Below are 21,718 nucleotides of genomic sequence, written 5' to 3' on the forward strand. Positions count from 1 at the left end.
AAACGTCCGGCAAGCCGGGGCTTAGCGGCTGACGTTCAATCCTGCCAGCATCTCCTTCACCGCAGCCATCGCTGCCGCCAGCTTCTCGGGATCGCGCGAGCGCACCACCAGATTGGTGTTGGGCTTCTGCTCCTCGTCCATGAAGGGATAGCTGCCGATGATGGTGTCGGGATGGGCGGCGGCGATCGCCCGCAGCGGGCTGCCGATATCGCCCTCGCGCGCATTGGCGCGCACCGTGTCGGAGAGCATGCGCACGCCGGATTTCAGCTTGGGCGCCACGATGTCCATCATCGCCTGCATGATCGAGGGCACGCCGGCCATGACGATGACATTGCCGATCTTGAAGCCGGGCGCGAGGATGGTCGCGCTCTGGATCAGCTCGGCACCGTCGGGAATGCGGGCCATGCGCAAGCGGGCCTCATTGAGATCCTGCTCGCTCCAGCGCTCGCGGAAACGGGCGACGACCTCCGGATGGTGGTCGATGCCGACGCCGAACGCCTTGGCGACGCTGTCGGCGGTGATGTCGTCATGGGTCGGCCCGATGCCGCCGGTTGTGAAGACGTAGGTGTAGCGATGCCGCAGTGCATCCAGGGCCGCGATGATGTCAGGCTCGTCGTCGGAGACAACCCGGACTTCCTTCAGGTCGATGCCGATATTGGTCAGGTATTCGGCGATGAAGCCGATATTCTTGTCCTTGGTTCGGCCGGACAGGATTTCGTCCCCAATGACCAGAATGCCCGCCGTGACGATCTCGCTCATAACTTCAGTCCCTCACCTATGGCGCCGACTTTGCCGAGGTAACGCGTTGAAGTCACGCGGTTTTGCTGCCGAAATAAGCAGTCCTCAGCCATTTTTTCAGGCATGCCGCCGGCCATATCCGGCAAATGCCGTCCGTCCATGCTTATCGCGCTGGCCCGGCCCTTGCTACCGCATGAAAGTCATGCACTCTTGCCGCATGGCCAGGACGATGCGGCTTCACTGGGGCCTTGCGGCCTGACCAGCGGCGCAACGCCTTGCGGAGACAAGTCGGGATCTATGGCAGTCGCGTTTGATGAAATGAACATCCCCGGCGGGGAGCTTCGCCCCGCCTATCAGGAGCTGGCGCGCTGGCTCAAGGAGACGCCCCCCGAGGCGCTCGAATATCGCCGCCAGGAGGCCGAGCTCCTGTTCCGCCGCATCGGCATCACCTTCGCGGTCTATGGCGAGGCCGAGTCCACCGAGCGCCTGATCCCGTTCGACGTGATCCCACGGATCATGTCCGGCAAGGAATGGACGCTGCTGGAGAAGGGCCTGAAGCAGCGCGTGCGCGCGCTCAACATGTTCCTGCGCGACATCTATCACGGCCGCGACATCCTGCGCGCCGAGATCGTGCCCGACGACCTCATCTTCCAGAATCCGGTGTTCCGGCCCGAGATGAACGGCCAGCAGGTGCCGCACGACGTCTATGTGCACATCGCGGGCATCGACATCGTCCGGGTCGACGCCGAGGACTTCATCGTGCTGGAAGACAACGCCCGCACACCCTCGGGCGTCTCCTACATGCTGGAAAACCGCGAGATCATGATGCGGCTTTTTCCGGACCTGTTCGCCCGCCACAGGGTGGCGCCGGTCGAACGCTATCCGGACGAGCTGCTCGCGGCGCTCCGCTCGGTGGCGCCGCAAAGCGCCTCGGGCGAGCCGACGGTGGCCCTGCTCACCCCCGGCGTCTACAACTCGGCCTATTACGAGCACTCCTTCCTCGCCGACAAGCTCGGCATCGAGCTGGTCGAGGGCCGCGATCTCATCGTCAAGAACAACGAAGTGTTCATGCGGACGACGGAAGGGCTGAAGCGGGTCGACGTGATCTATCGCCGCGTCGACGACGACTTCCTCGATCCCCTCACCTTCCGTCCCGATTCCGTGCTGGGCGTGCCCGGGCTGATGTCGGCCTATGCGGCCGGCAACATCACGCTCGCCAACGCCGTCGGCACCGGCATCGCCGACGACAAGGCGATCTACTCCTACATGCCCGACATCGTGAAATTCTATCTCGGCGAGGAGCCGATCCTGAAGAACGTGCCGACCTGGCGCTGCCGCGAGCCGAAGGATCTCGCCTATGTGCTGGACAATCTCGGCGAGCTCGTCGTCAAGGAAGTTCACGGCTCCGGCGGCTACGGCATGCTGATCGGCCCTGCTGCGACGAAAGCCACGATCGAAGCGTTCCGCGAGAAGCTCAAGCGCGAGCCCGAAGGTTTCATCGCGCAGCCGACGCTGGCGCTCTCAACCTGCCCGACCTGCACGGTGTCAGGCCTTGCGCCGCGCCACGTCGACCTCAGGCCCTTCGTGCTCACCGGCAGCAAGCGCACCACCATCGTGCCGGGCGGCCTGACACGCGTCGCACTGAAGGAAGGCTCCCTGGTGGTGAATTCGAGCCAGGGCGGCGGCACCAAAGACACCTGGATCCTGGACGAGTAGATCGATGCTGTCGCGTACCGCCGAAAACCTCTACTGGCTCGCCCGCTACGTCGAACGGGCCGAATATCTCGCGCGCACCATCGATGCGACCTTGCGCGTCACCGCGCTTCCCGCCGCCTATATCGGCAAGACCAATGAATGGGACTCGGCGCTGCTCACCGCCGGCGTCGCCGCCAGCTTCTATCAGACCTATGAGGAAGCCAACGAGCACAACGTCGTCGACTACCTCTCCTTCTCGGCGGACAACCCGTCCTCGATCAGGAACTGCATCGAGGCGGCGCGGCTGAACTCGCGTTCGGTGCGCACCGCGCTGACCAGCGAGATGTGGGACACCATCAACTCGGCCTGGATCGAGCTTCAGGCGGTCTGGAGCAAGGGCACCTCGACGCGCGAGGACCTCGCAAAGTTCCTGCGCTTCGTGCAGGAGACCTCGCTGCGCTTCGACGGCTCGGCCTATCGGACCATGCTGCGCAACGACGCCTATTGGTTCTCGCGGATGGGCGTGCATCTGGAGCGCGCCGACAACACCGCGCGCATTCTCGACGTGAAGTATCACGTGCTGCTGCCCGAGGAGGAGCATGTCGGTGGCCCCCTCGACTTCTATCAGTGGAGCTCGATCCTGCGCTCGGTCTCGGCGCTGACGGCCTATCACTGGGTCTATCGCGAGACGCTGAAACCCTGGCTGATCGCGGACCTGCTCATCCTCAACGACACGCTGCCGCGCTCGCTGGCCAGTTGCTACGGCAATCTCGTGCGCAACCTCGACCAGATCGGCGTCGCCTATGGCCGCCAGGGCGCGGCCCAGCGCCACGCCCGCGGCATCCGCAACCGGCTGGAACACAGCAACATGAACGACATTTTCCAGCACGGCGTCCATGAATTCATTCAGGAATTCATCACGGACAATTCCAGGCTGGGCGAAATCATCACGAAGCAGTATTTGATCTGATGTCCCTCGACTGACGAAATGGGATAGCGTCATGGCCGGGCCTGTCCCGGCCATCCACGTTCTTGCTTCCACGCGAGGAGGAAGAACGTGGATGCCCGGGACAAGCCCGGGCATGACGAGTTCCTTTGCGGCTGCAGTCGGGCCTAACAACCAACGACACGGTCCACCATGCGCCTGCGAATCCTGCACACCACGACCTATCGCTACGAGCCGCCGGCGACGAGCGTGATCCAGATCCTGCGCATGACGCCCGGCAGCCATGACGGGCAATATGTGGCGGAATGGCAGATCGACGTCTCCACGGACACCAAGCTCGACACGCATGAGGATGCGTTCGGCAACGTCACGCATGTGCTGTCCTGCGGTCCCGTCGGCGACATCCAGATCACCGCCGAAGGGCTGATCGAGACCCACGACACCGGCGGCGTGCTGCGCGGCACCGACGAACGCTTTCCGGCGGGCATGTTCCTGCGCTCGACCGACCTCACCTCCGTCAACCCGGCGATGATGGCAGTGGCGCGTCAGTTGCGCAGCGAGGCCGAGAGCGACACGCTCGGCTTCCTGCATGCGCTGATGACCCAAATTGGCGATCACATGACGTTCGACGAGGACCCGACCCATAGCGGCACCTCGGCGGTGGAGGCGTTCACGCTCAAGCGCGGGGTCTGCCAGGACTACGCGCACATCTTCATTGCCTGCGCCCGCGCCGGCGGCGTGCCGGCACGCTTCGTCTCCGGCCACTTCCTGCGCGCGGACGGTCTCTCGCATCAGGACGCCGGGCACGCCTGGGCGGAAGCCTTCGTGCCTGATCTGGGCTGGGTCGGCTTCGATCCCGCCAACAGCATCTGCGCCACCGACGCCCATGTCCGCGTCGCGATCGGGCTCGACTATCTCGGCGCGGCGCCCGTGCGGGGCACCCGCTATGGCGGCGGCACGGAGACGCTGACGGTGGCCGTGAAGGTCGAGCAGGCCGGCCGCGGCGGGCCTTCGCAATCGCAATCGCAGCGGCAGAGCTAGGCGCCGCCGTCGGATCGCATCGGCCATGCTACACTCGCGGGATCAGCCCCCCCGCGAGGTCCCCATGGCCACTGTCAAACTGCTTTCCGACGATGAACTCTCCCCTGAAGCGCGCGCCGTCTTCGACGATATCCGCAAAGTGCGGAAGTCGGACTTCGTCAACAATTTCTGGCGCGCGCTGGCGCATGATCCGAAGACGCTGCGGCGGACCTGGGAGAGCATCAAGGAGGTGATGGCGCCCGGCGCGCTCGACCCCAAGGTCAAAGAGATGCTCTATGTGGCGGTGTCGATCGCGCATGGCTGCAGCTATTGCATCCATTCGCACACCGCCGCCGCACGGGCCAAGGGCATGACCGAGGCCGAATATGCCGAGATGCTCGCCATCGTCGGCATGGCCGCGGAGACGAACCGGCTGGTCACGGCGCTCGGCGTGCCGGTCGACGAGGCGTTTCTGGTCGATGCGGCGGACTGAGGTCCCGCCCCGGGCAATCGGGGGTTTCATGCCTCCTTGAAATTGGCTAGTAATTCCGCGCAAACGCGTTCGGGGACTGGAAATGACCTATTGCTGCGGAATCCTGGTTCGGGACGGTCTGGTGATGATCGCCGACACCCGCACCAATGCCGGCCTCGACAACGTCTCGACCTTCCGCAAGCTGCACATCTTCTCCAAGCCCGGCGAGCGCATCATGGCGATCGCCAGCGCCGGCAACCTCGCCATCAGCCAGTCGGTGCTCTCCACGCTGACCGAAGGCCTGGAGGACCCCAACACGGGCGAGCTCGAGACGCTGATGAACGCGCCGACCATGTTCCAGGCCGCCCAGCGCATCGGCCGGGCGATCCGCGCGGTGCACGCGACCGAAGGTCCGGCGCTGCGATCCGAGGACGTGTCCTTCGACGTCTCCTTCCTGTTCGGCGGCCAGATCAAGGGCTCCCGGATGCGCCTGTTCATGATCTACACCGCCGGCAATTTCATCGAGTGCACCACCGACACGCCCTATTTGCAGATCGGCGAGCACAAATACGGCAAGCCGGTGCTCGACCGCGCCATGCATTACGACGTCGAGCTCTACGAAGCGCTGAAGACCGGCCTGATCTCGATGGATTCGACCATGCGCTCGAATCTCGGCGTCGGCCTGCCGATCGACGTGCTGGTGGTGCGCGCCGACGCCTGCGAGGCCGACCTCAACCACCGCATCGAGGCGGGCGAGCCTTATTTCCACGACCTGCGCTCGCGCTGGTCGGCGGCGCTGCGCGCCGCGCATCAGAACATCCCACGCCCGCCCTACAAGAACGAAAAAGAACCCAAAACCTGACAGCTCGAGAGAAAAGGCAGGAAACGATGAGTGAAGCAAAGAAGATCGCCCTGGTGACGGGCGCCGGCACCGGCGTCGGCCGCGCGGCCTCGCTGGCATTGATGAACACCGGCTTCACCGTGGTGCTGGTCGGCCGCCGCCTCGACATGCTCGAGGAGACCGCGAAGCTCGGCCCCGCGGGAAAGAGCCTGTGCGTCACCGCCGACATGACCAAGCCGGATTCGATCGCCGCGCTGTTCGACAAGGTGAAGGCCACCTATGGCCGCCTTGACGTGCTCTTCAACAATGCCGGCATGGGCGCGCCCGCAGTGCCGTTCGAGGACCTCAGCCTCGAGCAGTGGCAGGCGGTGGTGAACACCAACCTCACCGGGCCGTTCCTGTGCACCCAGCACGCCTTCCGCATCATGAAGGACCAAACCCCGCGCGGCGGCCGCATCATCAACAACGGCTCGATCTCGGCGCATGCGCCGCGGCCGTTCTCGGCGGCCTACACCTCGACCAAGCACGCCATCACGGGCCTGACCAAGGCCTCGAACCTCGACGGCCGCATGTACGACATCGCCGTCGGCCAGGTCGACATCGGCAATGCCGCGACCCCGATGACCGACCGCATGGTCAACGGCCCCGGCGTGCTGCAGCCTGATGGCACGACCAAGCACGAGCCGCGCATGGACGCCAAGGCGGTCGGCGATGCCGTCGCCTACATGGCCGGCCTGCCGCTCGATGCCAATGTGCTGACCATGACGGTGATGGCGACGAAGATGCCGTTCGTCGGACGGGGCTAAATCAAAAAACGCGAAAACAACCCCATGCACAGTAGGGATCTCTTTGATTTCCCTACGCTCTGTCCACGGCCGTGCCCCGGACGCTGCGCGGCATGAAATGACGCGCTGCTGAGCCGGGGCCCACGCCGCCCCGATCTCGTTCTTGGAGAGCCGGGGCCCACGCCGCCCCGATCTCGTTCTTGGAGAGCCGGGACCCGAGACCATTTCCCTACTCCAGGCTCTCCACCTGGCGCAGGCTCGGAAACAGCTTCATCCAGAGCAGCGCCACGGCGACCGTGGCGACGCCGCCGAAGACGGCGGCAGGCATGGCGCCGAGCAGCGCGGCGGCGACCCCGCTTTCGAACTGGCCGAGCTGGTTGGAGGCGTTGATGAAGAGGAAGTTCACCGCGCCGACCCGGCCGCGCATCTCGTCGGGCGTTGCGAGCTGCACCAGCGAGAAGCGGATCACGACACTGATCGTGTCGGCGGCACCAAGCACGGCGAGCGCCAGCACCGACAGCCACATCCAGGACGACAGCGCGAACACGATCGTGGCGAGGCCGAACACGATGACGGCCTGGAACATGCGCAGCCCCACATGGCGCGAGATGGCGTGACGCGCCAGCACCATGGTCATCAGCAGCGCACCGACCGCGGGCGCCGCGCGCAGCACCCCTAACCCGACCGGGCCGGTCTGCAGGATGTCGCGGGCATAGATCGGCAGCAGCGCGGTGACGCCGCCGAACAGCACGGCGAACAGATCGAGCGAGATGGTGCCGAGAATCGCCGGATTGCTGCGGATGAAGCGGACGCCGGCGAAGATGTTGTCCGTCTCCGTCCCTTCCTTTGCGATGGCCTGCGGGCGCGGCCGGATGAAACCGGTCAGGATCATTCCGAAGATCCAGAACAGCACCATCATGGCATAGGCGAGATGCGGGGCGATCGCATAGGCGAAGCCACCCAGAGCCGGCCCGGTGATGGTCGCGACCTGCGCCGCGCCGCTGGAGACGGCGGTGGCGCGCTGCAGCGATCCCTGCGGCGCGATCGCCGGCAGCAGCGCCGCCGTGGTCGGGCTCTCGAACGCGCCGGCGATGCCAAGCACGAAGGTCGCGACGAAGATCTGAACCTCGCCGACGGCGCCGAGATAGGTGATGATTGCGAGATAGAACGCGGTCGCGGCCTCCACGGCCTGACAGAGCTGGACCACGCGTTTGCGCTCGAAGCGGTCGGCGGCGTGACCGGCAACGAACACGAGCAGCGCGGTCGGCAGGAACTGGACGAGGCCGACCATGCCGAGATCGAAGGCCGACCCTGTCAGATCGTAGATCTGCCAGCCGATCGCGACCGCCGCGATCTGGCTGGAAAAGCGCGACAGGCTGCGCGAGAGCAGGAAGAACAGGAAGGCACGGTGGGCGAGAAGCGCGCGGGCGCTGACCTGTGGATGTCCGGATATTGGCTGCTCTGGCATCGCCTGCTGGGTCACCCTCGGACCGCTCTTCCCCTCGATGTCGAAGGCCTCCGCGTGACCGAGGCGGACCCGCTTGTCAACAGCGGGACGCACCCCGGATGTCCCGGCATTGCCTTTGCAGCGCAGGCGCGGCCATAATCACTGAGGGTTTGGGGACATCATGCTGCGCTTGCAATCGGCACTCGGCATTTTCGCATTGCTGTTGATCGCCTTCGCATTGACGGAGAACCGTCGCGCCGTGTCGCTGCGACAGGCGGCGATCGGCCTCGTCGCCACCTTCGTCACCGCAATCATGCTGCTGAAGCTGCCGGCCGTCGCGCATGCCTTCGGCGCCATCAACGATGCGGTCGGCGCGATCTCCGCGGCCTCGCGCGCCGGCTCCGCCTTCGTGTTCGGCTATATCGGCGGCGGCCCCCTGCCCTTCGATCTCAAAGTGCCGGGCGCCGATTTCGTCCTGGCGTTCCAGGCGCTGCCGATCGTGCTGGTCATGAGCGTGCTGACGACGCTGCTGTTCTACTGGCGCGTGCTGCCGCCTGTTGTTCGCGGCATGGCCTGGCTGCTGGAGCGGACGTTAGGGGTCGGCGGCGCGGTGGGCCTGTCGACCGCCGCGAACATCTTTCTCGGCATGGTCGAGGCCCCGCTGTTCGTGCGGCCTTATCTGGCGCAGATGACCCGTAGCGAATTGTTCCTGGTGATGACCGGCGGCATGGCCGGCATCGCCGGCACGGTGCTGGTGCTCTATGCGACGCTGCTTGCTCCCCTCATCCCGGACGCCGCCGCACATTTCGTGATCGCGTCCGTGCTCGGCGCGCCGGCCGCGATCCTGATCAGCCTGATCATGGTGCCCGAAACCTCCGACAAGCGCACCGGCGGCACGCTGGAAGATCCCGAGATGGAGGTTGCCAGCACGATGGATGCGATCGTAAAGGGCACCAGCGCGGGGATTGAGCTGCTGATCAACATCGTCGCCATGCTGCTGGTGCTGGTGGCGCTGGTCTATCTCGTCAACGCGATCCTCGGCCTGCTGCCTCAAATCGGCGGTGCCACCATCTCCCTGCAGCGCCTGCTCGGCCTCGTGATGGCGCCGGTGTGCTGGCTGATGGGGTTGCCGTGGGATCAGGCCGTCACCGCCGGCAGCCTGATGGGCACCAAGACCGTGCTCAACGAATTGATCGCCTATGTCGACTTCTCGAAGCTGCCGGAAGGCGCGCTCGATCCGCGCTCGCGCCTGATCATGCTCTACGCGATGTGCGGCTTCGCCAATTTCGCCAGCCTCGGCATCATGATCGGCGGCCTGGGCGTGATGGCGCCGGAGCGGCGGGAGGAGATCAACGCGCTCGGGCTGAAGTCGATCGTGTCGGGGACGCTGACGACGTGCTTGATGGGCGCGGTGGTGGGGGTGTTGGTGTAGGTTTCTCCGCCGTCATTCCCAGGCGCGCGTAGCGGCGAGCCCGGAATCTATTCATCCACCGTCTCCGCCGCTCAATGGATTCCGGGTTCGCGCTACGCGCGCCCCGGAATGACGTCAGGCCTTCAACTCCACCGTCCTGAACTCCGCCGGCAGGATCACCTCCAAGAGTTCGACGTCGTCGGAGTAATCAAGGATCATGTGCTTGATCTTTGGTGGCTGGGTCCAGGCGCTGCCCTCTATCATCAGCGTCTCGCCCTGCCCGTCCATATAGGTCTTCACCCAGCCCTTGAGCACGTAGACCATCTGGAACTCGACGTCGTGGAAGTGCAGCTTCGAGACCTCGGCCGGGTTGCAGGGGCCCTGCAGGCGGATCACATGCGCTTGCGCGAGACCATGGGTGGCGTCGGCAATGCCGAGGTCGCGGTATTTGGCGTAGGCACGCAGGCCGTCGGCCTTGAAGTCTTCCTCACGGTGATGGCTGATCGCGATGCGTTGCCGCGGGCGCGTGGGCTTTTTCGGAGCCACAATGCGTGCCTTCGCCTTCACCGCCTTGCGCGCCGACGATCGCGCCGCGGCCTTTGCGCCGCTGCGCTTCTTCACCGCGGCCTTCGTTGCGGGTCTTGATGCCTTTTGCTTGGCCATTGTCTGCCTCCCTGATCGGAGCCGCGCCCGCCGGACGGGCGCGCCCCGCAGGCAGATTATCCAGTCTTGGACGATGCGGCAATTGCGGGGCTCGAGGCTGGACGCGCCGAAGCACGACCAGAGTCGTAGCTTGTCCGAAGCTGTCGTCGTGAGCGGCCATCGCCTCGTATTCGTTTCCTCGCTGAATTAATCTCGCCCGTGAGATTCTGGGGGACTTGATTCATGGGCGGCAGCGTAGGTCAGCGAGCATTTCAGAATGCCCGGCTTCAGAAACGGCAAAAAGCTGAAGTATTGCCGATGCTCAGCCATGCACTCCAGCTGCACAAGATGGGACTTTTGCCGGAAGCCCAGGCTGCCTACCGCAAAGTCCTGCAACTCGCGCCCAACCAAATCGTCGCGCTGCACATGCTCGGCATTCTGGAATCCGATGCCAAGAACTATCAGCAAGCCGAAATCCTGCTGAGCCGCGCGGTTGCCGCGGATCCGCGATCCGCCGATGCGCATATGAGCCTGGGCGTCGCTCTCAACGGATTGCGGCGTCATGACGAGGCCCGCGCGAGCTATCGAAGAGCCCTCGCCTTGCGGCCCAACCACGCCGTAACGCTCTCCAATCTCGGCAACGCGAGCGCGGCCCTCGACCTTCACGACGAGGCGCTGCACAGCTACGACAAGGCGCTCGCACTCGACCCGAACCTTGCGGAAGCCCATAACGGCCGCGGTTGGGCACTCTGCCGTCAGCGCAACTATGACGAGGCGATCACAAGCCTGAACCGCGCGCTGTCGATCAAGCCCGACTATGCGGCGGCGCTGGCGAACCGCGCCGTTGTGTTACGGGAGCTTCAGCGTTTTGACGAAGCCCTGGCGGACGGCAATCAGGCCATCGCGCTGGCTCCCGACGACGCGAATGGGTGGCTCGCGCGGGCCGGTATCCTACTCCAGATCCAGCAAATTGCCGAGGCATCGCGCGATTGCGAACAGGCGCTGGCGATCGCTCCCGATTCCATTCAAGGTCATCTGGTGCTGGGCCTTTGCCTCGCCGGACTTGGCCGGGTCGACGAGGCCCTCGCGAGTTTCGACAGGGCTCTCGACATCCAGCCTGACCTGCAGAGCGCGATCTCCAACAAGATATTCACGCTCGACTTTGCCGGCGACGCCACCGTCGAGCGGCATCAGCAGGCGCGTCAGATGTGGTGGGAACGCGTCGGCGCGAAGATCGCCCTGGAGACGCCGAGACCGCATGACAACAATCGCGATCCGGATCGCCGCCTGGTGCTCGGCTATGTCTCGTCGGACTTCAACGCACATTCGGCCGCGTTGATCTTCATGCCGGTCCTTCAGCACCATGACCGGGCCCAGTTCGAGATCGTGTGCTACGCCTGCTCGTCGAAAGTGGATGCGACGACCAGCCAATTCCGGGAGATCGCCGATCGCTGGCGCGACGCTTCGCAATGGACCGAAGATCGCCTCGCCGACGAGATCCGCGCCGACCGCATCGACATCCTGATCGATCTGTCCGGCCATACCAGAGGGAACCGCCTCGGCGTGTTTGCGCGCAAACCGGCGCCGATCCAGGTCCATGGTTGGGGCCACGGCACCGGCACCGGGCTGCCGACGATCGACTATCTGATCTCGGACCCGGTCGCGATTCCTCACGACGTTCGGCATCTGTTTGCGGAAACCGTCGTCGACCTGCCGTGCTTCGTGACGCTGACGCCACTGCCGGCCGAGATTGCGCGGGCGCCAACCCCGGCGATCTCGAACGGCTTTGTCACCTTCGGCGTCTTCAACCGCATCAGCAAGATTTCGGACGAGGCGGCGGACGTCTGGGCCAGGATTCTCGAACGCGTGCCGGGTTCGCGACTGCTGATCAAGGATGTCGCGCTGGACGACCGGCTGATCCGCGAAAATCTGCTGGCGCGGTTCGAGGCTTGCGGAATTCCGGCCGAACGCGTCGAGCTGCTCGGCGCCACCTTGCGAAGCGAACATCTAGCATCGTTCAATCGTGTCGATATCTGTCTCGACCCGTTCCCGCAGAACGGCGGCGTCAGCACGTGGGAAGCCTTGCAGATGGGCGTGCCTGTGGTCGCGAAGCTCGGCAACAGCCTGCCTAGCCGCGCCGCCGGCTCCATCCTCACGGCGCTCGGCCTGCCCGACTGGGTCACCGACAGCAATGAGGCCTATATCGACATCGCAACGAGCCGCGCCCTGGAGATCGGCGAGCTCGACAAGGTGCGCCTCGCATTGCCCGACCAGATCCGGGCCGCCGCCGCCGGCAACCCCGTCTCCTACGGGCGAGCGGTGGACGAGGCCTATCGCGCGATGTGGCAGCGCTATTGCAGCAGCGGCGCCTGATCGCGCCTCGGGCGACGACAGCGCGTTCGCACGGCGCAGCTCAAACTGAGATATCGTAGGGCGGGCAAAGCGAAGCGTGCCCACGCATCTGTAACCGGATCGGAAAAAGCGTGGGCACGGCGCGCGAAGAGCGCGCCTTTGCCCGCCCTACGAGACCGGTGTCCTCAATGCAGCCGGAACACGCCATCCACGGCGCGCAGCTCGGCCGGCTTGATCAGCTTGGAATGCGCCACGGTGACCGAATGGAGGGGGCCGTCGAGCTTCTCCTGCCAGAATGCCAGGAAATCCTTCAGCGCCGGGAATTTCGGAAACATGTCGTAGTTCTGCCAGACATAGGTCTGGAGCAGCGAGGGATGATCCGGCATGCGGTAGAGAATTTGCGCCGTCGTCAGCCCGTAACCCAGCATCTGTTTCCGGAAATCCTCGGAAACGACCCCACTCCGCAAGCCCATGCCAACCTCCTTTGCAGGAGCGCATTCAAGGGGCGGCTTGGTCGGTGTGCGCCTTACGAGCCACCCGGTACTGATGCGCTCACATGAGAGAAATGTGACGCAAACTGACAATCCATCTCAAGCCCAAAAGTTTAACGAGCTGTTGAAATTCAATGCGTTAGCAGCAGATGCGGCACCGTGCTAATACGGTCCCTAAACCCGGTTAACGATGGAAAGACATTCTGGCAGCCGAGCCTTCAGAGCGCCAAATTTTCTGCTAGAAGCCCTTGCCCCCGCAAAATTCCTGTCCTATTTCAGCCTTGCTCGTGCTAGCACTCGCGGGCACCGATTGCTAACAATCTCAAAACCTCAACCCGAGCAAATGCTTAGGAGGACTGCATGAAATTCCGTCCGCTTCACGACCGCGTCGTGGTCAAGCGCATCGACGCAGAAGAGAAGACCGCTGGCGGCATCATCATTCCCGACACTGCCAAGGAAAAGCCCTCCCAGGGCGAAGTCGTCGCCGTCGGCCCCGGTGGCCGCGACGAAGCCGGCAAGCTGGTCCCGCTCGACCTGAAGGTCGGCGACCGCGTCCTGTTCGGCAAGTGGTCCGGCACCGAGGTCAAGATCGACAACGTCGACCTGCTGATCATGAAGGAAAGCGACATCATGGGCGTCCTCGACGTCCCCGCTTCCAAGAAGAAGGCGGCCTAAGAGCCCCTCTTTCCCTCCAATCAAATACCTCAAGGAAAAATCCAGATGGCAGCCAAAGAAGTCAAATTCTCGGTTGATGCGCGCGACAAGATGCTGCGCGGCGTCGACATCCTTGCCAACGCGGTGAAGGTCACGCTCGGTCCGAAGGGCCGCAACGTCGTCCTCGACAAGTCGTTCGGCGCTCCCCGCATCACCAAGGACGGCGTCACCGTCGCCAAGGAGATCGAGCTCGAGGACAAGTTCGAGAACATGGGCGCGCAGATGGTGCGCGAAGTTGCCTCCAAGTCCGCTGACGCGGCGGGCGACGGCACCACCACCGCCACCGTGCTGGCCCAGGCGATCGTGCGCGAAGGCGCCAAGTCGGTTGCCGCCGGCATGAACCCGATGGACCTCAAGCGTGGTATCGACCTGGCCGTGGAAGCCGTGGTCGCCGACCTCGTCAAGAACTCCAAGAAGGTCACCTCGAACGACGAGATCGCCCAGGTCGGCACCATCTCGGCGAACGGCGACCAGGAGATCGGCAAGTTCCTCTCCGACGCCATGAAGAAGGTCGGCAACGAGGGTGTCATCACCGTCGAGGAAGCCAAGTCGCTCGAGACCGAGCTCGACGTCGTCGAGGGCATGCAGTTCGACCGCGGCTACATCTCGCCCTACTTCGTCACCAACGCCGACAAGATGCGCGTTGAAATGGACGACGCCTACATCCTCATCAACGAGAAGAAGCTCTCCTCGCTGAACGAGCTGCTGCCGCTGCTCGAGGCCGTGGTGCAGACCGGCAAGCCGCTGGTCATCGTCGCCGAAGACGTCGAAGGCGAAGCGCTCGCGACCCTGGTCGTGAACCGTCTGCGCGGCGGCCTGAAGGTCGCGGCCGTCAAGGCTCCGGGCTTCGGCGATCGCCGCAAGGCCATGCTGCAGGACATCGCGATCCTGACCGGCGGCCAGGCGATCTCGGAAGATCTCGGCATCAAGCTCGAGAACGTCACGCTCAACATGCTCGGTCGCGCCAAGAAGGTGATGATCGACAAGGAGAACACCACGATCGTCAACGGCGCCGGCAAGAAGGCCGACATCGAGGCGCGCGTGGCCCAGATCAAGGCGCAGATCGAGGAAACCACCTCGGACTACGACCGTGAGAAGCTGCAGGAGCGTCTGGCCAAGCTCGCCGGCGGCGTCGCGGTGATCCGCGTCGGCGGCGCGACCGAGGTCGAGGTCAAGGAGCGCAAGGATCGCGTTGATGACGCGATGCATGCGACCCGCGCGGCTGTGGAAGAAGGCATCGTTCCGGGCGGCGGCGTCGCCCTGCTCCGTGCCTCCGAGCAGCTCAAGGGCCTGCGCACCAAGAACGACGACCAGAAGACCGGCGTCGAGATCGTGCGCAAGGCGCTGTCGGCTCCCGCTCGCCAGATCGCGATCAACGCCGGTGAAGACGGCTCGGTGATCGTCGGCAAGATCCTGGAGAACAAGACCTACAATTACGGCTTCGACTCCCAGACCGGCGAATATGCCGACCTCGTCAAGAAGGGCATCATCGACCCGACCAAGGTGGTCCGTACCGCGATCCAGAACGCAGCCTCGGTTGCGGCCCTGCTGATCACCACGGAAGCCATGGTCGCCGAGCTGCCCAAGAAGGGCGGCGCCGGCCCGGCAATGCCCCCCGGCGGCGGCATGGGCGGCATGGACTTCTAAGTCCAACGACCTCTCAAGAACGACGAAACCCCGGCAGCGATGCCGGGGTTTTTGTTTGGGGGGAGATACACGCTAAGATGGTCGTGGGTTCGTCATTCCGGGGCGGCGCGTAGCGCCGAGCCCGGAATCCATAACCACAGGCGGATGGAATGGCCTACTATGTCTACATCCTCGCAAGCAAAAAGCACGGCACACTCTACATCGGCGTGACCAGCGATCTTGTTCGCCGTGTGTATGAGCACAAGACAAAAGCTGTTCCCGGATTTACGACCAAGTACGACGTTGGGAAGCTCGTCTTGTTCGAGATCTACGACGATGCAGTTACCGCCATCACCCGCGAGAAAGAACTCAAGAAGTGGCGTCGCGACTGGAAGACCCGGCTAATCGAGGAGCAGAACCCAAACTGGGATGATCTCTATCCGGGGATAGCCAACTAAGACCTGTGGTTATGGATTCCGGGCTCGCGCCCAAGTGGGCGCGCCCCGGAATGACGAAGGAGAGGGCTTTGGGCCCTCACCTCACCTTGCCCAGCCGCTCCATGTGCGGCTCGCCGTCTTCGTCGAGCGACCAGAAGATCCGCGTCACCTTGCCGATCAGATTGTTCATCGGCACGAAGCCGAAGCTCGACATCATGCGGCTGTCGGTGGAATTGTCGCGGTTGTCGCCGAGCACGAAGACATGGCCCGGCGGCACCGTGACAACGTCGGTGTTGTCGAGGAAGCCGTTGTCGATGCAGTCGTTGGTGACGTACGAGGCGCCGTTCGGCAGCGTCTCGCGCCAGCGATGGACCTTGACGCCGCCATCCACACCGCAGGCGTTGTCGGCGAGCGCGTCCGCGAGCCCGACGCGCGTCACCGGGCGGTCGTTGAGGATGAGCGCCCCTCCCCGCATCTGGATGCGGTCGCCGGGCAGACCGACCACGCGCTTGACGTAGTCGACCGAACCGTCCTTCGCCGTCCGGAATACGACGATGTCGCCGTGTTCGGGGTCGGCGGCGAGAATGCGGCCCGAGATCCAGGACGGCGCGAACGGAATGGAATAGCGGCCGTAGCCGCAGGCATATTTCGCGGCGAAGACGTAGTCGCCGACCATCAGCGTTGGCGCCATCGAGCTGGAGGGGATGCTGAAGGGCTGGTACAGGACGAAGCGAAACAGGATCAGCGGCGACCACAACACCGGGACCAACAGGATCAGGATGAGAATGGCCTTCCATTCCCGCGATTGCGCCCTCGAGGGCCGGATCGTTTCGGAAAGAGTGGTCATGCACTTGCCCCGGTCAGGTCTCGTCACGAGATTACGCAACCTTGGCGCGCGCGCAATCCCGGCTCAGTGATTTTGGTCGCACATCGCGCGGACTGCGTTCAATGCGAAGGCCATGAACGCCGCCGATGATCAGGCCTGCGGGACGTCCTTGAAGCAGTACCTGACCCAGTCGATCGTCACGCGCGTCGCCGCGTCGCGCTTCAGGTGATTCTGTACCAACAGCCAGACGTCGCGCCGTTTCGGCAGCAGCGTGGCACGCAGGCCGCGGTCGGCGAGCAGATCCCCACAACTATATTCCGGCAACACGCCGGCGGCTTGATGCGCGCGGATCAGATTGCGGATGACGCGAACGTTGTCGGTGACGCAGCGCACGCGGATTTTCCTGGTCCGCAGGAACTGCATCTCGGGAATGGCACCCAGCTCATCCGGATAGGTGCAAAGCATCGGCTCGCCATCGGTCGCAACAGGCTCGAAATAATAAAGCTTGATGTCGCCGAGCCTCGAGATGGCAAAATCACCCTTGTCGGGCTTGCGCAGGCGGATCGCGAGATCGGCTTCCCACCGCGAGAACTTGACGTTCTCGCTCGAGGTGAGGAATTGCAGCATCAGACCTGGATTGGCGCGCAGGAAATCGCTCGCGCGCGGCGACAGCACCTCTTCGGCGACCGTGTTGGTGGATGCGATGCGCAGGCGTCCCACGGGACCCTCCACGCCCTCGCTGAGGCGATCGATCTCGGCCGCATGCGCGGCCATCGCCTCGACATGCGCCAGCACCGCCTCGCATTGCCGCGTCGGCCTGCGCACGCCGTCGGCAGCCTCGAACAGGCGCAAACCCAACGCACGCTCGATGCGCGACAGCCGGCGTCCCACCGTGGTCTCGTCGATGCGCAGGCGTGCGCTGGCGCCGGCATAGGTGCCCTCGTCCCTGACGGCGGCGATGATGCGGAGATCGTCCCAGTTCATGGGATGAAGCTACATCGACCGCGACAAGCCTGCAATATCGCAGCCATCCGCTGCAATATCCCTGCATATCGGCAGGCCGCCCAGGGGCTATGTTGAACCTGCCTTTCGCTTTCCGGAGATTCCAGAAATCATGACGACCGCAAAGACCCTGCTGCAGCTCGCCGGCGCCGACCTAACCCCGCCGCGTCTTGCCGATGCTGCGCTGGTGCTGATCGACATTCAGAACGAATATCTCGCAGGTCCCGTCGCCCTGCCCGACGCCAGGCCCGCGATCGCGCGCGCGGCTGCCCTGCTGGCAAAGGCGCGCGCCGCCAACGCCGCGATCATTCATATCGCCCATCGCGGCAAAGCGGGCAGCCTGTTCGATCGCAGCGCCGACCGCGGCGCCATTGTCGACGAACTGACGCCGCATGCCGGCGAGCTCGTGATCGAAAAGGAGTTGCCCAACTCGTTTGCCGGCACCGATCTGAAGGCGCGTCTTGACGCGATCGACAGGAAAAACATCGTGCTGGCCGGCTTCATGACGCATATGTGCGTCAGCTCCACCGCGCGGGCCGCGCTCGACCTCGGCTTTCGCACGACGATCGATGCCGATGCCTGCGCCACGCGCGACCTGCCCGACGGACGCGGCGGCACGCTGGACGCCCGGAGCATTCACGAGGTTGCGCTCGCCGAACTGTCCGACCGCTTCGCGATCATCGCGCGCGGCGATGCACTGATGTGACGGAGCAAGACGATGCTGCAACTCTACTTCTCGCCGATGGCCTGCTCGCTTTCGAGCCGCATCGCGCTGATGGAAGCAGGTCTCGATGCGACCTATCATCAGGTGCATCTCTGGACCAAGAAACTCGCGGATGACGGTGATTTTCACGGCGTCGCCCCGAAGGGCGCGGTTCCGGTGCTGGTGCTGGAGAACGGCGAACGCCTGACGGAAAGCGCGGCGGTGCTGCAATACATCGCCGATCTGAAGCCCGCCAGCGGCCTCGCGCCGCGTCCGGGCGAGATCGATCGCTACCGCTTGCAGGAATGGCTGAGCTTCATCGGCACGGAGATTCACAAGGCGTTCCTGTTTCCGACCTTCTGGTACAAGGACGACGGCTCCCTCGCCAAGCCGCGCGCAAGGATCGCCCAGACCCTGTCGATACCGTCTGCGCATCTGGCGGAGCGCGAATTCCTCGTCGGCAACAGCTTCACGGTGGCGGATGCGCACCTCACCTGGGCCTTGCTGCTGCTCCGTCCCGCCGGCGTCGACGTCGCGCAATGGCCGTCCTTGTCGGCCTACCTCGCGCGCATGCAGATGCGACCGGCCGTGCGGGACGCGATTGCGACGGAAATGGCCCTGCGCAAGGCGGTGGCAGCGTGACGGAACGTCACGGTCGCGAAATCTGAGCGATCCCCCGGCGGGGGCATTGAAGTCGGCGTGGCATGCGCTAATCTGGAGAGATATTTTCGATATTTCCTCGGAAGGCATTCATGAGTGCTCTTTCCAGATTCTGCTTCGCCGGATTTTGCTTGCCCGGTTTTTGTCTGGCGCTCTTCGCCTCGCTCTGCGTCGGACCTGCGTCGGCGGATACGCGGGTGGCACTGGTGATCGGCAACGGCGCCTATGCCTCTACGGCGCAACTCCCCAACCCCTCACACGATGCCGAAGACGTGGCAGCCTCGCTCAAGCGCAGCGGCTTCGAGGTGATCCAGGGCGTCGACCTGCGCCAGGCCGACATGCAGGACCTGACCATCCGCTTCGCGCGCGCAGCGAGCAGAGCCGACGTCGCCCTGTTCTACTACAGCGGCCATGCGATGCAGTACAACGGCGTGAACTATCTGATGCCCGTCGACGCCACGCTGACCGATGAAGCCGACCTCAAGCGTTTCGTGCGGGTCGACGACATCGTGAACGACCTGCAGCAGGCCAAGAACCTGCGCATCCTGGTGCTGGATTCTTGCCGCGACAATCCACTGGCGGAAATGCTCAAACGCTCCGCCGGCTCGACGCGAGCCGCCTCGATCGGGCGCGGCCTGTCGAAGGTCGAGGCACCGCGCGGCACGATCGTGTCGTTCTCGACGCAGTCCGGCCAGGTCGCCGCCGACGGCGTTGGCCGCAACAGCCCCTACACGACGGCGTTCCTGAAACACATCGAGGAGCCGCAGGAGATCGGCGAAGTCTTTCGCGACATCAGCAGCGACGTCTATGATTCCAGCGGCAAGACCCAGCTGCCGGAGCTGTCGCTGTCGATCATCGGCAAGTTCTACCTGAACGGCCCGGTCACGGTCACGGTCGCTCCCGGGGCGTCGCAGGCCGCGCCGCGGGCCGACCCGTGCGCGGCCGCGGAGGCCCATTGGAAGGCCGCGGACGGCATCGGCACCGTCAGCGCCTTCGAGGATCACCTGGCGCGATTTTCGAGCTGCAGCTTCGCCAGTCTCGCCAAGGCGCGGATCGACAGCCTGAAGCAGAAGGTGGCGGTCGCGCCGAGCGGCAGCGCCAGAACCACCGGCAGCATGGATTTCGACGGCAGCTGGGACGTCACCCTGCACTGCCCGCCGACCGGCAAGGCGCAGGGTTTCACCAGACCGCTGGCCGGCACCGTGACCAACGGCGTGTTTCATGCCGAGGTTCAGGGCAAGGACGGAGGCAACCGCCTGGAGATCGACGGCCAGATTCCGGCGGACGGCAAGACGACGCTGAGCGCGCGCGGCACGACGGGAGCAAGCGCCTACACGCTCAACAACCTCGCGCCGGGCTCGCCTTACGCCTTTACCGTCGACGCGCAATTCGATCGCACCCGCGGCACCGGCAAACGCAACGAGGCCCGCGCGTGCAACTTGGTCTTCGTCAAGCGATAGCGGCGGTCATACGCCCGTCTGGCTGATGAATTTGGTGTTGAAATAGCCGTCCATGGCCTCGGTGCCGCCTTCCGAGCCGTAGCCGGAATCCTTGATGCCGCCGAACGGCACCTCGGGCAGCGCGAGACCAAAGCTGTTGATCGACATCATGCCGGCCTCGACAGCGGCACCCACCGCGGCCGCAGTCTTGGCCGAGCTGGTGAAGGCATAGGAGGCCAGACCGAAGGGCAGACGGTTGGCTTCCTCGACGACCTCGTCGAATGACTGGAAGCGCGAGATCAGCGCAAGTGGGCCGAATGGCTCCTCGTTCATGGCGCGCGCATCCTTCGGCACGTCGCTGACCACGGTCGGCTCGAAGAAATAGCCCTTGTTGCCGATGCGCTTGCCTCCGGTCTCGAGCTTGGCGCCCTTGCCGACGGCATCCTGCACCATGCCTTCGATGGCGCTGACGCGGCGCGGATTGGCGAGCGAACCCATTCTGGACTCGGGATCGAGGCCGTTGCCGACCTTGAATGCCCTGGCACCGTCCACGAACTTGTCAACGAACTCCCTGAACACCTCGTCCTGGACCAGCATGCGGGTCGGTGAGATGCAGACCTGGCCGGCGTTGCGATACTTGGCGGCCGCCAGGATTTTCGCAGCCGAGGTGACGTCGGCGTCCTTGAACACGATCGCGGGCGCGTGGCCGCCGAGCTCCATGGTGGCGCGTTTCATGTGCAGGCCCGCCAGCGCGTTGAGCTGCTTGCCGACACTGGTCGAGCCGGTGAAGGAGATCTTGCGGATCACCGGATGCGGGATGAGATATTCGGAGATCTCGGCCGGCACGCCATAGACGAGGTTGATCACGCCGTCGGGCGCGCCCGCGTCGGCAAAGGCGCGGACGAGCTGCGCGGGAGAAGCCGGCGTCTCCTCCGGCGCCTTGACGATGATCGAGCAGCCGGCCGCGAGCGCGGCGGAGAGCTTGCGGACCACCTGGTTGATCGGAAAATTCCAGGGCGTGAACGCCGCGACCGGGCCGACCGGCTCCTTGATCGCGAGCTGGTAGATGCCCGGCCCGCGCGCCGGGATCAGCCGGCCATAGGCGCGCTTGGCCTCCTCCGCGAACCACTCGATCACGTCGGCCGCGGCCATCGCCTCCATCTTCGCCTCGCCGAGCGTCTTGCCTTGCTCCATGGTCAGCAGCGGCGCGATCTCGTCATTGCGCTCGCGCATGATGGCGGCGGCCTTGCGCATGATGCGGCAGCGCTCGAACGGGGCGACGTTGCGCCAGGTCTTGAAACCCGCAGCGGCAGCGGCCAGCGCCTCGTCGAGATCGGCCTTGCCGGCATGCGCGACGGTGCCGATCACCTCCTCGGTCGCGGGATTGAGGACTTCGATCATCTTGCCCGAATGAGCCGGGCGCCATGTGCCGCCAATGAAAAGCTGGGTGTTCGAATAAGCCAAGGGAAGT

The 21,718-nt window shown here is 64.6% G+C and carries 21 protein-coding genes; 14 read left to right on the top strand and 7 right to left on the bottom strand.

What is annotated here, in order from left to right; all coding sequences use genetic code 11:
- Positions 1-21: 21 nt before the first annotated feature.
- On the bottom strand, positions 22-759 hold the full coding sequence (locus AC0WRY_RS22690) for a competence/damage-inducible protein A (RefSeq protein ID WP_194403039.1): 738 nt from the start codon (positions 757-759) through the stop codon (positions 22-24).
- Positions 760-1,035: 276 nt separating this feature from the next.
- Here AC0WRY_RS22690 and AC0WRY_RS22695 point away from each other — a divergent pair, with 276 nt between their 5' ends.
- From AC0WRY_RS22695 to AC0WRY_RS22720, 6 genes are all read left to right on the top strand, one after another.
- The gene (locus AC0WRY_RS22695; protein WP_491120959.1) at positions 1,036-2,454 is read left to right on the top strand and encodes a circularly permuted type 2 ATP-grasp protein; all 1,419 of its coding nucleotides are present in this window, start codon (positions 1,036-1,038) and stop codon (positions 2,452-2,454) included.
- Positions 2,455-2,458: 4 nt separating this feature from the next.
- Positions 2,459-3,403: an alpha-E domain-containing protein gene (locus tag AC0WRY_RS22700; RefSeq protein WP_194403041.1), complete on the top strand. Its 945-nt coding sequence runs from the start codon at positions 2,459-2,461 to the stop codon at positions 3,401-3,403.
- A gap of 168 nt (positions 3,404-3,571) precedes the next feature.
- On the top strand, positions 3,572-4,420 hold the full coding sequence (locus tag AC0WRY_RS22705; RefSeq protein WP_491120961.1) for a transglutaminase family protein: 849 nt from the start codon (positions 3,572-3,574) through the stop codon (positions 4,418-4,420).
- Between the two features lie 64 nt (positions 4,421-4,484).
- On the top strand, positions 4,485-4,892 hold the full coding sequence (locus AC0WRY_RS22710; RefSeq protein WP_211419032.1) for a carboxymuconolactone decarboxylase family protein: 408 nt from the start codon (positions 4,485-4,487) through the stop codon (positions 4,890-4,892).
- A gap of 82 nt (positions 4,893-4,974) precedes the next feature.
- Entirely contained in the window at positions 4,975-5,733 is a 759-nt protein-coding gene (locus AC0WRY_RS22715) for a proteasome-type protease (RefSeq protein WP_194403044.1), read from the top strand.
- A gap of 26 nt (positions 5,734-5,759) precedes the next feature.
- Positions 5,760-6,518, top strand: coding sequence for an SDR family oxidoreductase (locus tag AC0WRY_RS22720; RefSeq protein WP_491120964.1), 759 nt, complete (start codon positions 5,760-5,762; stop codon positions 6,516-6,518).
- Positions 6,519-6,726: 208 nt separating this feature from the next.
- On the opposite strand, the gene AC0WRY_RS22725 is transcribed toward AC0WRY_RS22720, so the two are convergent.
- On the bottom strand, positions 6,727-7,965 hold the full coding sequence (locus AC0WRY_RS22725; RefSeq protein ID WP_491123493.1) for an MFS transporter: 1,239 nt from the start codon (positions 7,963-7,965) through the stop codon (positions 6,727-6,729).
- Between the two features lie 160 nt (positions 7,966-8,125).
- On the opposite strand from AC0WRY_RS22725, the gene AC0WRY_RS22730 reads away from it, so the two are divergent.
- Positions 8,126-9,376: a NupC/NupG family nucleoside CNT transporter gene (locus AC0WRY_RS22730; protein WP_491120966.1), complete on the top strand. Its 1,251-nt coding sequence runs from the start codon at positions 8,126-8,128 to the stop codon at positions 9,374-9,376.
- A 114-nt stretch (positions 9,377-9,490) separates the two neighbouring features.
- Here the strand turns inward: AC0WRY_RS22730 and AC0WRY_RS22735 are convergent, their stop codons facing one another.
- Positions 9,491-10,018, bottom strand: coding sequence for a cupin domain-containing protein (locus AC0WRY_RS22735; protein ID WP_491120968.1), 528 nt, complete (start codon positions 10,016-10,018; stop codon positions 9,491-9,493).
- 222 nt (positions 10,019-10,240) lie between these two features.
- Here AC0WRY_RS22735 and AC0WRY_RS22740 point away from each other — a divergent pair, with 222 nt between their 5' ends.
- Complete coding sequence (locus tag AC0WRY_RS22740; protein WP_491120970.1) at positions 10,241-12,370, top strand: O-linked N-acetylglucosamine transferase, SPINDLY family protein; 2,130 nt, start codon at positions 10,241-10,243, stop codon at positions 12,368-12,370.
- A 164-nt stretch (positions 12,371-12,534) separates the two neighbouring features.
- Here AC0WRY_RS22740 and AC0WRY_RS22745 read toward each other — a convergent pair whose 3' ends face one another.
- Positions 12,535-12,822: an usg protein gene (locus AC0WRY_RS22745; protein WP_194403049.1), complete on the bottom strand. Its 288-nt coding sequence runs from the start codon at positions 12,820-12,822 to the stop codon at positions 12,535-12,537.
- 378 nt (positions 12,823-13,200) lie between these two features.
- On the opposite strand from AC0WRY_RS22745, the gene AC0WRY_RS22750 reads away from it, so the two are divergent.
- From AC0WRY_RS22750 to AC0WRY_RS22760, 3 genes are all read left to right on the top strand, one after another.
- Positions 13,201-13,515 carry a co-chaperone GroES gene (locus AC0WRY_RS22750; protein ID WP_211419027.1) on the top strand — a complete coding sequence of 105 codons (315 nt, stop codon included), beginning with the start codon at positions 13,201-13,203 and terminating at the stop codon, positions 13,513-13,515.
- 45 nt (positions 13,516-13,560) lie between these two features.
- Positions 13,561-15,201, top strand: coding sequence for a chaperonin GroEL (groL, locus tag AC0WRY_RS22755; protein WP_194403051.1), 1,641 nt, complete (start codon positions 13,561-13,563; stop codon positions 15,199-15,201).
- A gap of 149 nt (positions 15,202-15,350) precedes the next feature.
- Positions 15,351-15,638 (top strand): GIY-YIG nuclease family protein, encoded by a 288-nt coding sequence (locus AC0WRY_RS22760; RefSeq protein ID WP_212068203.1) that lies wholly within the window; start codon positions 15,351-15,353, stop codon positions 15,636-15,638.
- A 76-nt stretch (positions 15,639-15,714) separates the two neighbouring features.
- Here AC0WRY_RS22760 and lepB read toward each other — a convergent pair whose 3' ends face one another.
- Positions 15,715-16,464 (bottom strand): signal peptidase I, encoded by a 750-nt coding sequence (gene lepB / locus AC0WRY_RS22765; RefSeq protein WP_491120974.1) that lies wholly within the window; start codon positions 16,462-16,464, stop codon positions 15,715-15,717.
- Between the two features lie 129 nt (positions 16,465-16,593).
- A complete protein-coding gene (locus AC0WRY_RS22770) occupies positions 16,594-17,427 on the bottom strand; it encodes a LysR family transcriptional regulator (RefSeq protein ID WP_491120976.1) in 834 nt (277 codons plus the stop codon).
- 130 nt (positions 17,428-17,557) lie between these two features.
- Here AC0WRY_RS22770 and AC0WRY_RS22775 point away from each other — a divergent pair, with 130 nt between their 5' ends.
- From AC0WRY_RS22775 to AC0WRY_RS22785, 3 genes are all read left to right on the top strand, one after another.
- Complete coding sequence (locus AC0WRY_RS22775) at positions 17,558-18,151, top strand: isochorismatase family protein (RefSeq protein ID WP_491120978.1); 594 nt, start codon at positions 17,558-17,560, stop codon at positions 18,149-18,151.
- 12 nt (positions 18,152-18,163) lie between these two features.
- Positions 18,164-18,790 (top strand): glutathione binding-like protein, encoded by a 627-nt coding sequence (locus AC0WRY_RS22780; protein ID WP_491120980.1) that lies wholly within the window; start codon positions 18,164-18,166, stop codon positions 18,788-18,790.
- 110 nt (positions 18,791-18,900) lie between these two features.
- Positions 18,901-20,268 (top strand): caspase family protein, encoded by a 1,368-nt coding sequence (locus tag AC0WRY_RS22785; protein WP_491120983.1) that lies wholly within the window; start codon positions 18,901-18,903, stop codon positions 20,266-20,268.
- Between the two features lie 6 nt (positions 20,269-20,274).
- On the opposite strand, the gene AC0WRY_RS22790 is transcribed toward AC0WRY_RS22785, so the two are convergent.
- Positions 20,275-21,711 (bottom strand): NAD-dependent succinate-semialdehyde dehydrogenase, encoded by a 1,437-nt coding sequence (locus AC0WRY_RS22790; RefSeq protein WP_491120985.1) that lies wholly within the window; start codon positions 21,709-21,711, stop codon positions 20,275-20,277.
- Between the last annotated feature and the right edge of the window lie 7 nt (positions 21,712-21,718).

This window comes from Bradyrhizobium sp. T-12, assembly GCF_058314695.1.

Bases quoted from the DNA above. Each gene is read 5' to 3' on its own strand.
- AC0WRY_RS22690 (WP_194403039.1), bottom strand. From the start codon at position 759: ATGAGCGAGATCGTCACGGCGGGCATTCTGGTCATTGGGGACGAAATC.
- AC0WRY_RS22695 (WP_491120959.1), top strand. From the start codon at position 1,036: ATGGCAGTCGCGTTTGATGAAATGAACATCCCCGGCGGGGAGCTTCGC.
- AC0WRY_RS22700 (WP_194403041.1), top strand. From the start codon at position 2,459: ATGCTGTCGCGTACCGCCGAAAACCTCTACTGGCTCGCCCGCTACGTC.
- AC0WRY_RS22705 (WP_491120961.1), top strand. From the start codon at position 3,572: ATGCGCCTGCGAATCCTGCACACCACGACCTATCGCTACGAGCCGCCG.
- AC0WRY_RS22710 (WP_211419032.1), top strand. From the start codon at position 4,485: ATGGCCACTGTCAAACTGCTTTCCGACGATGAACTCTCCCCTGAAGCG.
- AC0WRY_RS22715 (WP_194403044.1), top strand. From the start codon at position 4,975: ATGACCTATTGCTGCGGAATCCTGGTTCGGGACGGTCTGGTGATGATC.
- AC0WRY_RS22720 (WP_491120964.1), top strand. From the start codon at position 5,760: ATGAGTGAAGCAAAGAAGATCGCCCTGGTGACGGGCGCCGGCACCGGC.
- AC0WRY_RS22725 (WP_491123493.1), bottom strand. From the start codon at position 7,965: ATGCCAGAGCAGCCAATATCCGGACATCCACAGGTCAGCGCCCGCGCG.
- AC0WRY_RS22730 (WP_491120966.1), top strand. From the start codon at position 8,126: ATGCTGCGCTTGCAATCGGCACTCGGCATTTTCGCATTGCTGTTGATC.
- AC0WRY_RS22735 (WP_491120968.1), bottom strand. From the start codon at position 10,018: ATGGCCAAGCAAAAGGCATCAAGACCCGCAACGAAGGCCGCGGTGAAG.
- AC0WRY_RS22740 (WP_491120970.1), top strand. From the start codon at position 10,241: ATGGGCGGCAGCGTAGGTCAGCGAGCATTTCAGAATGCCCGGCTTCAG.
- AC0WRY_RS22745 (WP_194403049.1), bottom strand. From the start codon at position 12,822: ATGGGCTTGCGGAGTGGGGTCGTTTCCGAGGATTTCCGGAAACAGATG.
- AC0WRY_RS22750 (WP_211419027.1), top strand. From the start codon at position 13,201: ATGAAATTCCGTCCGCTTCACGACCGCGTCGTGGTCAAGCGCATCGAC.
- groL (WP_194403051.1), top strand. From the start codon at position 13,561: ATGGCAGCCAAAGAAGTCAAATTCTCGGTTGATGCGCGCGACAAGATG.
- AC0WRY_RS22760 (WP_212068203.1), top strand. From the start codon at position 15,351: ATGGCCTACTATGTCTACATCCTCGCAAGCAAAAAGCACGGCACACTC.
- lepB (WP_491120974.1), bottom strand. From the start codon at position 16,464: ATGACCACTCTTTCCGAAACGATCCGGCCCTCGAGGGCGCAATCGCGG.
- AC0WRY_RS22770 (WP_491120976.1), bottom strand. From the start codon at position 17,427: ATGAACTGGGACGATCTCCGCATCATCGCCGCCGTCAGGGACGAGGGC.
- AC0WRY_RS22775 (WP_491120978.1), top strand. From the start codon at position 17,558: ATGACGACCGCAAAGACCCTGCTGCAGCTCGCCGGCGCCGACCTAACC.
- AC0WRY_RS22780 (WP_491120980.1), top strand. From the start codon at position 18,164: ATGCTGCAACTCTACTTCTCGCCGATGGCCTGCTCGCTTTCGAGCCGC.
- AC0WRY_RS22785 (WP_491120983.1), top strand. From the start codon at position 18,901: ATGAGTGCTCTTTCCAGATTCTGCTTCGCCGGATTTTGCTTGCCCGGT.